This is a genomic window from Allorhizobium sp. NPDC080224, assembly GCF_050281005.1.
GTDB lineage: Bacteria > Pseudomonadota > Alphaproteobacteria > Rhizobiales > Rhizobiaceae > Allorhizobium.
The window spans coordinates 1-14,404 of the sequence record NZ_JBNNWJ010000010.1 but is presented as its reverse complement, the minus strand read 5'-3'; the positions used below and the strand labels follow the sequence as shown (position 1 = coordinate 14,404).

13 protein-coding genes and 1 pseudogene are annotated in these 14,404 nt (G+C 57.5%); 6 read left to right on the top strand and 8 right to left on the bottom strand.

Annotation, left to right across the window (positions count from 1 at the left end):
* Positions 1-159: 159 nt before the first annotated feature.
* Together ACQKP1_RS25030 and ACQKP1_RS25025 are read left to right on the top strand one after the other, a co-directional pair.
* Entirely contained in the window at positions 160-1,245 is a 1,086-nt protein-coding gene (locus ACQKP1_RS25030) for a L,D-transpeptidase family protein (RefSeq protein WP_230175135.1), read from the top strand.
* A 200-nt stretch (positions 1,246-1,445) separates the two neighbouring features.
* Positions 1,446-2,504, top strand: coding sequence for a flavin-containing monooxygenase (locus ACQKP1_RS25025; RefSeq protein WP_195950099.1), 1,059 nt, complete (start codon positions 1,446-1,448; stop codon positions 2,502-2,504).
* A 2-nt stretch (positions 2,505-2,506) separates the two neighbouring features.
* Here the strand turns inward: ACQKP1_RS25025 and ACQKP1_RS25020 are convergent, their stop codons facing one another.
* From ACQKP1_RS25020 to ACQKP1_RS25010, 3 genes are read right to left on the bottom strand one after another with little or no spacing between them, the layout of a single operon-like run.
* Positions 2,507-3,430 (bottom strand): cation diffusion facilitator family transporter, encoded by a 924-nt coding sequence (locus ACQKP1_RS25020; protein ID WP_112590892.1) that lies wholly within the window; start codon positions 3,428-3,430, stop codon positions 2,507-2,509.
* A gap of 23 nt (positions 3,431-3,453) precedes the next feature.
* On the bottom strand, positions 3,454-4,116 hold the full coding sequence (locus ACQKP1_RS25015; RefSeq protein ID WP_112590890.1) for a DsbA family protein: 663 nt from the start codon (positions 4,114-4,116) through the stop codon (positions 3,454-3,456).
* A complete protein-coding gene (locus ACQKP1_RS25010; RefSeq protein ID WP_246751774.1) occupies positions 4,113-4,493 on the bottom strand; it encodes a disulfide bond formation protein B in 381 nt (126 codons plus the stop codon). The genes ACQKP1_RS25015 and ACQKP1_RS25010 overlap by 4 nt, the downstream gene beginning before the upstream one ends.
* 272 nt (positions 4,494-4,765) lie before the next feature.
* Here ACQKP1_RS25010 and ACQKP1_RS25005 point away from each other — a divergent pair, with 272 nt between their 5' ends.
* From ACQKP1_RS25005 to ACQKP1_RS24990, 4 genes are all read left to right on the top strand, one after another.
* The gene (locus tag ACQKP1_RS25005) at positions 4,766-5,383 is read left to right on the top strand and encodes an SCO family protein (protein WP_112590887.1); all 618 of its coding nucleotides are present in this window, start codon (positions 4,766-4,768) and stop codon (positions 5,381-5,383) included.
* Positions 5,384-5,481: 98 nt separating this feature from the next.
* Positions 5,482-6,117, top strand: coding sequence for a L,D-transpeptidase (locus ACQKP1_RS25000; protein ID WP_148169286.1), 636 nt, complete (start codon positions 5,482-5,484; stop codon positions 6,115-6,117).
* Between the two features lie 309 nt (positions 6,118-6,426).
* Positions 6,427-7,023, top strand: coding sequence for a DedA family protein (locus ACQKP1_RS24995; protein WP_112590885.1), 597 nt, complete (start codon positions 6,427-6,429; stop codon positions 7,021-7,023).
* A 370-nt stretch (positions 7,024-7,393) separates the two neighbouring features.
* Positions 7,394-8,356 (top strand): arsenic resistance protein, encoded by a 963-nt coding sequence (locus tag ACQKP1_RS24990; RefSeq protein WP_230175133.1) that lies wholly within the window; start codon positions 7,394-7,396, stop codon positions 8,354-8,356.
* A gap of 85 nt (positions 8,357-8,441) precedes the next feature.
* On the opposite strand, the pseudogene ACQKP1_RS24985 reads toward ACQKP1_RS24990, so the two are convergent.
* The 5 genes and pseudogenes from ACQKP1_RS24985 to ACQKP1_RS24965 all read right to left on the bottom strand — a co-directional run.
* Positions 8,442-9,209, bottom strand: a pseudogene (locus ACQKP1_RS24985) (cytochrome c-type biogenesis CcmF C-terminal domain-containing protein); the annotation flags it as partial.
* 83 nt (positions 9,210-9,292) lie between these two features.
* Complete coding sequence (locus tag ACQKP1_RS24980; RefSeq protein WP_427277420.1) at positions 9,293-10,168, bottom strand: TniQ family protein; 876 nt, start codon at positions 10,166-10,168, stop codon at positions 9,293-9,295.
* Positions 10,146-11,027: a TniB family NTP-binding protein gene (locus ACQKP1_RS24975; protein WP_427277419.1), complete on the bottom strand. Its 882-nt coding sequence runs from the start codon at positions 11,025-11,027 to the stop codon at positions 10,146-10,148. Before ACQKP1_RS24975 ends, ACQKP1_RS24980 begins: the two co-directional genes overlap by 23 nt.
* A 6-nt stretch (positions 11,028-11,033) precedes the next feature.
* Positions 11,034-12,650 carry a Mu transposase C-terminal domain-containing protein gene (locus ACQKP1_RS24970; protein WP_427277418.1) on the bottom strand — a complete coding sequence of 539 codons (1,617 nt, stop codon included), beginning with the start codon at positions 12,648-12,650 and terminating at the stop codon, positions 11,034-11,036.
* Between the two features lie 392 nt (positions 12,651-13,042).
* Entirely contained in the window at positions 13,043-14,239 is a 1,197-nt protein-coding gene (locus ACQKP1_RS24965) for an IS256 family transposase (RefSeq protein WP_427277417.1), read from the bottom strand.
* Positions 14,240-14,404: the final 165 nt, after the last annotated feature.

Sequence of the window (14,404 nt, the reverse complement as noted above, 5' to 3'; positions counted from 1 at the left end):
AGTTACTTGAGGTCCTATATTTATACCGGCGGCTAAGGATTTGTTCGATGCGGCGTCGTGCGGTCGTCCCCCCTTCTTGGACTGCCGGCTGCCGTGGTGCGCTCGGCATCTTCCGGGTGATTTTGGCAGGGTTTCATTGAAAGCGCGAAGAGTGACGAAATGAATTGGTTTCAGAATTTGACTGAGCGAGCACTTCTGATCGCGCAGAATGCCTGCATTGGAGCGTTTATAGCTGTCTCCCTATCCGGATGTGTTTCAGACATGGGGCTGGACGACCTGTCCAGCAGGGCACCCGAACTGTCGAGCAAGATGCTGGCAGAGATGTCAAAGAAGGGTATGGCAGCGGAGAGTCCTGTCCTCATCAGGATCTTCAAGCAGGAAAGCGAGCTCGAGGTCTGGAAGATCGACCGAAGTGGGCGCTACGCGCTGCTCAAGACATATCCGATGTGCAGGTGGTCCGGGAAGCTAGGCCCCAAGGTCAAGGAAGGTGATCGCCAGGCGCCCGAGGGGTTCTACCACATTTCGAAAGGGATGCTGAATCCTAAATCGCAGTACTATGTATCTTTCAACCTGGGTTATCCAAACAGGCTTGAGTCGGCACTCGGCTATACCGGCGAGGCGCTGATGGTCCACGGTGCTTGCTCCTCTTCCGGTTGCTTTGCGCTGACAGACCAGGGCGTCGGTGAAATATATGCGATCGTCGCCAAGGCACTTTCATCGGGACAGGAGCGTTTCCAGGTCCAGGCCTATCCTTTCCGAATGACGACGGAAAATATGACGCTGCACAGAGACAACGAAAACCTGTCGTTCTGGCGGACGCTGAAGGAGGGATACGACGTTTTCGAATTGACCCGGGAGCAACCAAAAGTCTCGGTGTGTGGCCGCCGCTACATGTTCAACAAAGAGTTCGTGGGCGGAGAGCCCCGTTACCCACTGGAGGCTTGCCCCGCAAGCGCCGCTTCTTCTGATCCCGCACTGATGGCCCGCATGGCCGAAGAAACCCAAAGGCTTGAGGCTGCTCTTCAACAGGCCGGCGGCTCGACGGTGTCATCCTATGTGGATGGCGGAATGCATCCGAGTTTCCGCGCACTCCTTAAGAAAGAGGGTCCGGACCGACTTGCGGCTCGCATTTCGGGCACAAAATATCCGGTCAGCAGACCAGATGCGGCGTTGGCTGACCCATTCCAAAAGAAGAAAGCCAGGTCTGGCGACGGGGTGACCGCCGCAAGTGCGACAGGAGACTGAATTATGGCCCAGCCCGATGATCGGATTAAGAAGATACGGCGCAATAACTGGATTGTGTTGGCAGTGCTCACGATTTTCGTTGTGGCGGTCTTTCTCTTGAGCTTCTCGCATATTGGTCGAGAGGCAAGGCCTGAACCCAATGTAATCGTAACGTCCCCAGCCGTTGATGGGTAAAGACGATGTTGCTTGAGGGGCATGCAGTGCGGACCAACATCTTGATTATCGGGGCGGGGCAAGCCGGGCTCGCCGCGGCGTATGCCTTGAAGAAGCAGGGCCTGACATTCTTGATTGTCGATGCTGGCATAAAAATCGGAGACAGCTGGCGCAACAGATATGACAACCTCACACTTTTTACCCCTCGCAGCATCAGCGCGCTCTCGGATATGCCCCTGGTTGGTGATGCAAATGGCTTTGCTGGAAAGGATGAGTTTGCTGACTATCTGCGGCGGTATGCTTCCTTCCATAAACTTCCGGTCATCAGTTCGAAGAAGGTCGTCCGACTTGAGAAGGTAGGCAGTCTCTTCGTGGCGTCAACGCAAGACGGCGATCGAATCACATGTCATACCGTCATCGTTGCCACGGGGGCATTTTCGACACCGCGAATTCCTGGATTGTCGAAACTGCTCCCGGCCGACATTCAGCAGATGCACGTAGCTGAGTTCCGCAATCCGGGCTCGGTGGCGAAAGGCCCTGTTCTTGTTGTCGGAGATGGCGCGAGTGGAAGGGACGTGGCAATTGCGATGGCTGGGTTTCAACAGGTGCTGCTTGCACGCGGGCGAAAGCGCAGGCTTTTACCGGAGAAGATCCTCGGACGCAGTTTGTGGGTATGGCTGGGGCAGCTCGGCCTTCTACGTGTATCGGCGCAGGGGATCATCGGGCGAAGGATGAGGCGTGAGGATCCATTCCCTGTTCGTGGCAATGACGATGCTTCACTTAGGCGGTTGGGGGTAATCCTGAAGCCGAGACTGGCTGCGATCCATGACCGCGGGGCAAGTTTCGCCGACGGATCGAGCGAGAACATCAGATCCATAGTTTGGGCGACAGGCTATGCCGATGAGCTCCCCTGGATTGAAGTCGAGGGTGCAGTTGATGCTCGGGCTGTCCCAATACACTCCAACGGGATTTCGCCTGTTGCCGGTCTCTACTATGTTGGCCGACCTTGGCAGCGTAACCGTGCCTCTGGTCTGATCGCAGGTGCCGCTGACGATGCGGCTTTCATCGTCGAGCATATCCGTCAACGGTGCCTGCAAAGCCTCTAGTCTCAGGTCTCTATAACATTATGACCGATGACCTGTACGCCGTCTTCGCAACCGTCCTCTGGCGTTTCGATCTCCAGAGTGCTGTGGTCGATACCGTGCCTGTCCCGCAGGATTTTTCGCACTGCGCCTTTCACTTCAGCAACACTGCGCAGAGATGACTCCGTCACAACGAGATGCGCTTGCAATGCCTTGTGATCTTCATCGATCCGCCACACATGGACATGGTGCACCTCCTGGACGCCTTCGACGGAACGCATGTCTGAAACAAGTTTGTTCACATCCACGTCCTCAGGCGCCGCCATCATCAGGATCCTGATCGATCCTCCGATCTCAGTGAAGGCCTGCCAGAGTATGTAGCCTGCGATCATGAGGGTGATCGCCGGGTCAATCCATGTCCAGCCGTATATCAGCACAAGCGTGCCGGCAATGATAACACCCACCGATCCAAGGGCGTCCGACACATTGTGCAAGAAAGCGGCGCGGATATTCATGCTGGTTTTTGAAAGGGTGTAGGTGAGCATGGCTGTGATCAAATCGATGACGAGCGCGATGCCTGCGACGATCACGACCGTCCACCCTTCTATCGGCTCCGGTGTGATGAACCGCATGACCGCTTCATACACGAGATAGAGCCCAACGACGATCAAAGTCGTATAGTTGATCAGCGATGCGACGATTTCGGCACGAACATAGCCGAACGTCATCCCTTCGTCGGAAGGGCGGCGCGAGATTCGGCGTGCGCCATACGCAATCACAAGTGATGCAGCGTCACTGAAGTTGTGGAGCGCATCCGCGATCAGGGAAAGACTGCCGGAGAAGATGCCGCCGGCAATCTGCGCAAAGGTAAGGAACACGTTTACGAGAATTGCTCCCCCTATACGCTTGTCTCCGGCATCCGCTCCATGATCGTGGTGATGTCCACTCATGAATTCCGGTCCTGTCTCCGAGGTCAGGATCCTGCCTTGCTGGCATCGATCTCAGCCTTCACCAGTGTGAAAAGACCTTGCGGACTGAACTCTGTCAGAGGCTTTTCGTTGACGAAAAATGTCGGGGTCTGTTTCACATTGTTGGCCTGAACGTCCGCCATATCCTGGGCAAGAATATTGTCGATCGCGGGGGACACCGCATCTTTCTTGCCCTGCTCGACATCAAGTCCGGCCATTGCCGCAATCTGCCATGCCTTTTCCAGATCTGGCTTGCCATGATCGGCCCAGACCGGCTGCTGTTCCAGTATCGCTTCTAGGACCGGTTCAAACAGGTTCTGTTTGCGCGCGGCCTCCAATATGCGCACGGCATCGTCGGAACCCTCGTGGAATACGGTGTATCGCAGGACGAGCCGCACGTCGGTTCCGGTCTGCGCCATCATCTGCTTTACGAGCGGATAAAATGCCCGGCACGCCTCACATGACGGATCAAAAAATTCGACAATTGTCACAGGCGCCGAAACCGGCCCCATGACCGGCGAGTGCATTCTGACAAGGGTATTGTTCCCCGGCATTGGGGAGGGCGCTGGCTCAGCTTCTGGTGTGAGCCCACTATAGAGGGCGGCACCTCCTGCGAAAACTGCGATCGCAGCTGAAGCCGAAGCGATGACGAAAGTGCGTCTGTTCATGCTGGTGTTCTCCGGCGCACGATTAGAAGTAGGGCGATGATGACGGTAAACGCGCCAAGCGACAGGAGCGGAATGGGGAGGGTTCCGAAGAGGAGCATACCCGCGCCCGAGCAGGATGGCCCTTGGCCGCAAGGCTTGATGGCCGTGGGGATGATATTGAAGTAGAGGAGGTTGTGAAATGCCGCGATCAACCATCCCACCGCTGCCAGCGGAACTGCATAGATCCAGGCACGGGCATCAGAGCGGAAGGCGGCGACGGCGAGCAGGACTGCCAGTGGAAACATGAAGGCTCGTTGGTGCCAACAGAGATCGCATGGCATTTGTCCCATGACCTCACCGATGAACAATGCGCCGAGCGTCGAACTCATGGCAATCATCCACGCGCTAAAGATCGCAAGCCATGCCCCGTCGTTAGATTTTACCACTGCTCGGCCATTCCTGTCGTTCATTGATGCGTTGTCAGTATGAAACCTCTAGTAGCTTGAGGGTCAAGGGCGGTTTCCGGTCTGCAGCAATTTCCGGGGCTCTGCAGCGGTAGGTCTGAGGAGAATTGCAATTTTCTTCTGAACTCGCCTTGAACCTCAAGCTGCTAGAGGGATTAGGAGTGCTCCGGACGGTTCATCCGGGGCGAATATCGGCAGGGAATTATATGGAATCTCTCAAAGCGTTTCGACTGGTGGCGTGGTGCGTGGTTGCGATCATCACATTGCTATTGCTCATCGGCTATGTGTCGCAATCGGATACTAGCAGACGCCTGGGTGTGTCAGACACGACCTCCACCCCTGCGGTCGGTCGGCCATTTGAGTTGGTTTCCCACCGTGGCCAAGTCATCGACAATGCCGTGCTCAAAGGAAAGCCGTACTTGGCGTTCTTTGGCTTTACCCACTGCCCTGACATCTGCCCCACAACGCTGTTCGAGTTGAGTGACCTAATGAGTGAACTCGGGCCCGCTGCGAGCGGTTTCAACGTTGTTTTCATCAGCGTTGACCCAGAGAGAGATACTCAGCAGTTGCTGAACGAATACATGACATCCTTCGACCGTCGAATCCTTGCCCTTCGGGGAACGCCGGAGCAAACAGCGACGGCTGTGAAAGCTTTCTCCGCCTACGCACGCAAGGTTCCGACCGAAGATGGAAGCTACACGATGGACCATACGGCTGGCGTATACATGATGGACGCCAATGGTAGCTTCAAAGGAACGCTCGACATGCATGAATCCCGCGAGGTTCGGATGAAGAAGATCCGCAATCTCATGACCGGCCCGTAAGCCAGAAGCTTCAACCTTCGAGAGGAAATACATTGCAGTCTGGGAAATTGACACGACGAGGCTTCGTTATCGGGAGTACTGGGGCAGCGGCGGCTGTGTTGACTGGCTGCTCGACAACGACCCTAGAGACATCACGATCTGAAATCGTACCCATCGTACATCCGGTCCTGGAGACCACTTATGGACCAATTCCAAACGAACAGTTCCCGCTGCCTGCTATACCCTACCAGAAGATCGACAAGCGCTACTACCGCCAGATGGTGAGTGATCCGACCGGGGAGCGGCCAGGCACATTGGTCGTGGATACGGCCAATTACTTTCTCTACCTGACTTATGAGGGCGGACAGGCGATGCGATACGGGGTCGGTCTCGGCCGGCAGGGGTTCGAATGGTCGGGCAAGGGGGTCATCCAGTACAAACGCCAGTGGCCACGCTGGACGCCACCTGACGAGATGGTCGCTCGACAGCCAGAACTTGCGCCCTACAGCATTGCCAATGGCGGTATGCCTCCTAGCCTCAAGAATCCATTGGGCGCGCGCGCGCTCTACATTTTCCAGAATGGCGAGGACACGCTTTATCGCATCCATGGGTCGCCGGAATGGTGGACGATCGGCAAGTCGGTATCCTCAGGGTGTGTCCGGATGATCAATCAGGACGTGGTCGACTTGTATGGTCGAGTGCCAGGCAAAACCCCCATCGTCGTTACCAGCCTGCCTCGCTTCTCTGAGGCTTAGGCGGAGAAAACCGTGAAGTCTCCCCACCGACAGTTCAGCGGCTTGAAGTCGTGAGGTCAGGCATGCGAGGCCTGTGCCATGTCGGAGCTGACTCCGGTTATCCGCATTCCCCTGGCGCTGTCATGTAGAGGCTGTCGGAAAACAACGGCAGCCTCAGCTCGTGCGCGGGCTATGCCAAACTGAACCAGATGTCCGATGGTCGTGCACTCACCAGGCAGGCCATGCGAAGGAAAACATCCGATAGATCGTGTAGATCGTACACAAAAAGAGTTTCTGTTTGTCCCCTGCGATTTGATTTGGTGAAGCGATATGGACGGTTTGTCTGATCTAGTACGAGAATACGGGACATGGATCTACATCCTGCTTTTTGCGTACTGCATGCTGAAAAGCGGTAGTCTCCCATTGTTCGCGGGCTATGCGGCTCAAACACAAGCTTTGGACTTGTCCCTTGTTTTAGCGTTGACCTCTGCCGGCGGCTATCTCGGGGACGAAGCACGGTTCTTTATCGCGAGACGATACGGGGATGCGTGGTTAACGAGGTGGCCTTTTGCCGAAAAGGCCTATGCGGCCGCGAAAATCCTAGTTGCAAAGTACGGCTGCGCCTACATCTTTCTTTACAGATATCCCAAGGGTATGCGGACCATCGGCGCGCTTCCGGTTGGTCTCGGATCAATGTCATGGGCAAAGTTTACAGTTCTGAATGCAGCATCCGCAATAGTTTGGACCGCCTGCCTGGTTTTGGCGGGCTTCGTTTTCGGCGCACAGATAGAGGAGGCGGTGGAAACCGGCTGGGGCTTTGCAAGTATTGTCTTACTTGCCGCAATGCTCCTCCTGTCGGTCTTCGCATGGTGGCGGATAAATCGGATAGCTGTCCGAATCCCGAAAATTGGAGAACAATCCAATTGAAGTCATCAGCAGTTTCATGCCTGGTCACCATGGAAAGGCAGAGAACAGCGCATGTATGCCGCAAAGCCTGACACGCACCCGGACCGACCTATCCCCAGCCCTTTCAAACTGTTACGCCGATCTACGGCGCAGGTCGACATACTCAAATCCAGTGACTTGCGGCATATAGGGGGAGCTTTCAGGTGATGCTGGAAATCGGACTTTTCTGTCCGACTCCCTGTCCAGTTCTCCAGCCCCGCAGCGCTTTTCTTGTCTGCAATGAGCTGGCACCAAAGGCGTTCGAAGACTAAACCACCGGATAGCAACGGCGGCCATTGTTCTCGGACCTGGCTAGCTTCGTCGGCCTGAAATGAAAACTGAAAGCGCTCCGTTGACCCTCCGTGACACCCTCGAAAATCATCAGGTCCAGATCTATTTTGGCGCAGTTATCCTTGGCGCTCTGGCGGCTCTCTCGATCTCTGGAACAACCGCACTTGAGATCGGCATAAATCCGTCGCTAGCGTTCATGTTGTTTGTGACCTTCCTTCAGGTTCCGCTTGCCGAACTTCGGATGGCCCTCGCGCAATTCCGCTTCCTTGGCGTCCTGCTGCTGGCGAATTTTGTCGTCATGCCTATGCTGGTGGGAGTTCTCGTCCCGTTTCTTCCACCTGATCCGATGATACGGCTTGGCGTATTGCTGGTCCTTCTCGCCCCATGCATCGACTATGTCGTTACGTTCTCGCATCTTGGCCGCGCCGACGCCCGTCTCCTGCTGGCAGCAACACCCGCGCTCTTGATCGTCCAAATGCTACTGTTGCCCGTCTATTTGAGCGTTTTCCTCGGTCCCGAGGCTGGGTCTCTTATCAAAGCCGGACCATTTTTCCACGCGTTCGTCTGGCTGATAGCAGTCCCGCTTGTCTTCGCCGTCCTCATCCAGTTCTCGGCCGGCCGAAGTGTGGCAGGGCAGCGTGCGTCGGCGGTTTTGGGGCTGCTTCCGGTTCCTGCGACAGCGTTCGTACTCTTCGTCGTGGTTGCTGCCGTCGTACCGCAACTCGGCCCCGCACTCGATGCCACTTTCCGTGTTGTGCCAATATACGTGGCATACGCGGTTGCTGCGCCCTTGGCGGGGTGGGGTATGAGTAAGTTGTTCCGGCTTGATGCGCCAGCGGGCCGTGCCGTCGCATTCAGTGCCGCCACGCGCAACTCTCTGGTCGTCCTGCCGCTGGCTTTCGCTGTCCCGGGTGCTGTACCGATCCTTCCGGCAATAATTGTCACGCAGACACTGATCGAACTGCTGAGCCAGTTGGCTTACATTCGTCTGGCACCAAAGTTTGGGTCGAACAAGGCTGCCTGAAGAATGTAAGCCGCCTTGTGCCGGGCCGGGATGGCGCCTTCGTCTAATTCGCGCAGGAAGCGGAGGGGGCTGTCTGTTCGTGCACTCAGCTGACCCCTAACGACGGCCTTATCGAGGCCTTGGTTCGCTTAGGCGCTCCGACTCGCAAACGGCGATCAGAGAGCGAGACGATGCCACCAGCCATCATCACGATGGCACCGGACCAGATACAGAGGATCCAGGGCTTCCACCAGACACGTACGACAATGCCCCCGGCGGCCATTGGGTCACCCAGCGAGATGTAGAGCTGGCTGAAGCCGAAGGTGACGATGCCGGCTTCCGTCGTCGGCATCTGGCGGGCCGTGTAGAGCCGCTTCGACGACCAGACATCGGCCACCTCGACACCATCTTCGCGGATGGTGAAATGCCCCTGGTCTTCGCTATAGTTAGGTCCCGTCGCGGCGCGAATACCGTCGAAGGTGATGACATAACCGCCGGCCTCCACCGTCATGCCCGGCTTCATCTCGACCACCGTTTCCGTCTCGAAGGTGGTGACGGCCACGACGCCGAGCACGGTCACACCCATGCCGAAATGCGCAAGTGACGTGCCGAATGCCGACCGCGGCAGGCCTTTCAGTCGACTCCAGGCGGTGGACAGCGGATGCTTGCCAAAGCCTGCCCGATACCAGAGATCGGATACCGCGCCGCCCATGACGAAAAAGGCGAGCGCAAGGCCTGCCACCGCCATGACGGGACCGCCATTCTGGGCGTACCAGAAACCAAGGCCAAGCATGAGCGAGACCGCCGCCGCCACGTAAAGCCGCTGCAGCGCACCAAGTAGATCGCCGCGCTTCCAGGCGAGGAATGGCCCGAAGTGTTGGTTGGCAGTTAACCGTGAGAATGCGGCCGCTTTGACCCGGCTTGGCAGTTAACGTGAGAATCTCGCGGGGACGATTCTCAGATTAGTTGCAGTTGTGATGACGCGGTTGATCGGGAGTGACCTCTCATGATCTCGTTGATGGCGCTGCTGAAGCGCACCTTGTTCTCGCCCCTCATTTGTCCGCAAAGCATTTCGAGCATCTCTGGCCCTGAGCGCTCAACCATGGCTATTGCGGCCAACATAGCCGGCCGCAGGTGCAAGGGCAGGATTGGGCAAGACGACATTGGCAGACTCTGCCGATCAACGACATCATCGAGGTCAGGAATGAGTGCGCCAAGTACCCGGTAACGCCATGGCTCATAATTTCCAAACGTGGGGTTCTTCACGCGGCGCATCAGCAAAAGTTGTGCAATCCTGGCCGGTGATACCCAGGTTCGAACTTTTCGTGAGGCCTCATCGTGGAGCAGCCGTTCGCCGATGCGAGCCGTTGCGCTATAGTGGCCGAAGGTTGAGGCGCAGTTAGGCCCTGTGGGGCTCTGGAGCAGGTTGCCGCAGAGGGCACAGGTGATACGCCAGCCGAGAAGCTGACTTCGAAGAATGGCTTCCGGTTCCGTCTTTGCGGGATAACAGGTTGAGCATGACTGTATCGCATCCGTCGCAATCAGGCACCGCGACGACCGGGCGATCTCTGTGAAGGTGGTGCGGCGGATCGTTGCCTCATCCACGCAGAGTATGTGGGCCAGGCGGAGGATCTGATTGTCGTTGAGATTAAGATCGGCGGCGCGCAGGGATGGCGTCTCTGGGAGGCAATGCCGAAGCATGGTCAGGGGAGGGACACCATAGAACACCGCATGCCGAGCAACCCACGACGACAGCAGCTCATCGGTGCAGGGAGCCAGTGTCACCGGCAACTGCTGGGGGGCTTGAAGGTCATGCAAAGGCGGCTTCCGCATCAAACTCCGGCTCCCATCTCTCGACAGCTGCGTCCGTAATTCTCTCTTGGCCGCTTTCGATGGCCTCGATGGCGAGTGTGTTTAAGATATGGAAGAGGTTTGCGGTGATGCCCTCGGATATCTGCAACATCCGCCGTAGCGATTTTGCGGTCAACACAGAAGGCTGGCGTAGGGGCGTGTTGCGCAGGATCAAAGCGATCAGGATCTCGAACTGCTCGTTTGCAGCCCAGCGGCTTAGGGTAAACTGTTCAAAGCGGCGGGCCAATTGTACATCGCCACCGATCGCTTCGCGGGCATCATTGACGCCAAAGCAGACGAGGGAGATCTGAAGTCGGTTGCTGAGGAAGCGCAAGGTGTTGAGGACGATGCGTTGCTCGCGATAGGTTCCGGCGAGGATATTGTGCACCTCGTCAATCACTAACACCTGAACGCCGATCGCCTCCATGATGCGCATCGCCGCCTGCTCCATCTGCGCGATATCAGCACGTGGCCGTTGCGGTGCGCCGAGAAGGGTTAGCAGCTCCGCGTAGAACCGTCGTTCGCCGGGTCGGCTGGTCATCTCCATGGCCAGAACCGGTGTCTTCAACTTGCCGGTAAGAGAACTGAAGCTCGGTGGATGCTGATCACGGAAACGCTTCATGATCATCGTCTTGCCCATGCCGCTGTCGCCGTAGATGGCGAGCGAAGGCATGCGTGTGCCGCGTGGATGATCGAGCAGTTGGTTGAGCCGTTCAAGCACCTGCTTGGCGCGCGGATAAACCAGCCAGCGGCGTGATCTGATCGCTCTGATGCGCTGCGCGTCCGTATCGGCAAGCAAAGCCGCAGCGTTTGAGGTTAGGTGGGAGATTTCCGTGTTCATGCCAGTTCACTCCGTGTCCTCTTCGAAGGCCACAGGTTTGCTGGAGTCTATCCCACGAAGCGAGCCCCATCCGCCATCCTCCACGCTGGTTTTTTTACGGCTCACGTTGCTGCGGCGCGCACTTGCTGTCTTCCTGACTGCTGCATCAACCAGTTTGCGTTGCTCAACAGCGGTGCCAACTATCATGCGAGTATCAAGCTCTCGCCGCCCTTTTGCCAGGAGCGCGCGACGCGCCGCCAGTGCCTCGTGCAGTGTCACAGAGGGCAAGGTAACGTCAGCATAGCGTGCTTCAACAAAGTTCCCGGATGACCGCCTGACGAAGACGCGAGACATGTCTCGTGGGTCGTATTTGACAAGGAGGCGTCGATTGGCGCGTCCAACGTCACCACTGAGCGCAGCCGACCAGTAACGCAGCCCGAACAAATGAACTCCAGTCGGTCGCAGCGTGCGTTCCTGCTCAGGCAAGAACGTCAGCCAGAAGCGCATCCGGTCCTGGGGTAGTCGAAGCGGTATGACGTCCTCGTGCTCCCGCCATACTGCAATCGGCGGTCGGCCCAGGCTGGCGTGTATCGAATGGTGATATGAGCCGACAATGTCGAGAGCGATGAAGCGCTCAAGGTCGCGCAAAGTGAGCGCCGCATGGCGCTTTGAGTCGTATTCCCCAAGTTCCTGCGCGTTGCTGAACGTCGTGCCAGGCAGCAGGTGGAGTTTTCCCATCTGCGTCCCAATCAGACGCTCGATGTGTCCACCGAAGCGTGGCTCCCCTGGCGGTCGCCAGTCGATCGCGATGCCGGCATCCTGACATCCCCTCTTGAAAGACTGGCTCCTGAAGTCGGCGCCGTTGTCGACGTGCAAGCTATCCGGCAAGCCGGCGACGGGCCAAGCTCCGCCGATCTCACGTTCTCGCAGCCAAGCCGACTTGTCAAAAATGGAGTGCAAAAGACACAGGCTGGTCGAAAGGCGGGAAGGAGCATCCATCGTGAGGTAGAAGCCCGTCACCATGCGGCTGCAGACATCCATCGCCAGTGTCAGCCACGGACGGCCGATCGGTTTCCGCGTTTCCTCGTCAACGACAAAGATATCCGCCTTGGTATGATCGACCTGTACGATCTGCAATGGCCGGGAGGCGGCCAACAGGCCGGGAACAGCACGAGTGTTCTTGGCAATTTTGGTTTCGCCGCGATGTTGAGCACGCTTTTGCAGATCAATGTCTTCGAGTCGTGCCTTGATTGTTCGGCGATGCGGCGGCCGAAGCCCAACGGAGATGCAGTTGGTCTGCACATCCCGGACCAGCTGTGAAACTGTTGGACGATTGCGGGTGAGGTAGTATCGGCTGATCGTCGTACGAATGATCTCCTCCCGCCTGTCATCCAGTACCCGATGGCCTTCTGGCCGGCCGGGCTTGCGGTCCACCAGGCACATCACGGTCCCGCCGGCCCGGAATAGCTTGATGAGGCGGTACGCAGTCGCCTGACTGATTTCGAGCTCGGTCGCAAGCAGTGCCACATCCGCCACCGACATCTTGCCATTGCGGCCTTTCAGGAACTCTCGAATTGCATCTGCGCGTCGACACGCTTCATCCCAAAGCGCCTCGTCAACTTCGTCAGGGAACGGCTCACTCACAGCAAAACACCGTCGATTGTCTCGATCGTCTGATTCTCACATTAAGTGATCAGATCCGAGCAAAATTCTCAAGTTAAGTGATCATTCTCAGATTAAATGCCACGCTATCTCTCTGAAATCTTTGAGGTCGATTCTCGGGATTAAGTGCAAAGCGACACCGGTTATACACGCAGGCTCGCTTTCGACCTGGCTACGGATATTCCTGAAGACGACTTTCACTACGGGACCGCGCCGTCAGCCGGAGACGAGCTGGAAATATGGGGCGGTGATAGATTTGCACCGTGCAGCGAACTCGTCACGATCGGCGAGGGCCTATACGAGCGGAGATCGTGTCCCGGGATGTGGTGTAGCTTTGGCGATCGCCGTGCCATCCGGACTGAGCCGGGAATATGTCAGCTTGCGGCTGGCAGGCTGATGAGCGGATCATCGCTCATTGTGGCGATTGTCTCAAGGGTCATGTAGCGGGATCGCTGGACGGCCCACTCGTCGTTCTGTTCGAGCAACAGCGCGCCAACCAATCTGACGATGGCGTCGTCATTGGGGAAGATGCCGACGACGTCTGTCCGTCGCTTGATCTCGCCGTTCAATCGCTCAATCGGGTTGGTGCTGTGGAGCTTAGCCCAGTGCTGCTTTGGAAAGGTCATATAGGCCAGCACGTCCTGTTCGGCGCTGTCCATGAGGGTGGCGAGCTTCGGCACTTTCGGCCTGATCTGGTCGGCGACGCTGCGCCACTGCGTGCTGGCGGCCTCCGGTGTGTCCTGGGCGAAGGCGGTTGCGATGAAGGCGGAGACGACACGCCGTCCGCTCTTTCCGGCATGCGCCAGCGCATTGCGCATGAAGTGAACCCGGCACCTCTGCCAGGTGGCCGATAAAACCTTGGAAACGGCTGCCTTAATGCCCTCGTGTGCATCCGAGACCACGAGCTTGACACCACTGAGACCGCGTCTTGTCAGCTTTCGCAGGAACTCCGTCCAGATCGGCTCGGCTTCCGACGTGCCGATCTCCATGCCCAGCACCTCGCGACGACCATCGGTGTTGACGCCGACGGCGATGATCACGGCGACGGAGACAATGCGGCCACCGCGCCGGACCTTGAGATAGGTCGCGTCGATCCAGAGGTAGGGCCAGTCGCCTTCAATGGGCCTGTCGAGGAAGGCCTTCACCCTGTCGTCGATCTCTTCGCAGAGTCGGGAAACCTGGCTCTTGGAGATACCCGACATCCCCATCGCCTTGACGAGATCATCGACCGAGCGGGTCGAGACACCCTGGATGTAGGCCTCTTGAATGACGGCAGTGAGAGCCTTCTCGGCCATGCGGCGCGGTTCGAGGAAGCTCGGGAAATAGCTGCCTGACCGAAGCTTCGGGATGCGCAACTCGACGGTCCCCGCTCGTGTTTCCCAATCCCTATCCCGGTAGCCGTTGCGCTGGGCAAGCCTAAACGCATTCTTCTCGCCGTAAGCCGCCCCGGTCTTCGTGCCGACCTCCAGCTCCATTAGCTTCTCGGCGGCAAAGCCGATCATCTCACGCAACAAATCGGCGTCGGCACTCTTCTCAACAAGCGAGCGCAGGTTCATCATCTCGTCGGTCATCAGTGATCTCCCACCAGGTTGGTCTTGAACAACCCGACCCTATCGGAAAAACACTGGTGACCGCCCCGTCAGCTACACCACATAGCGTAATCGCTCAGGGCCTAGCCTTCTAGGCGGCGGCTCTCCACACTGTCCCTTGTCAACTGTGGCCAGTGTGCCGAAGCT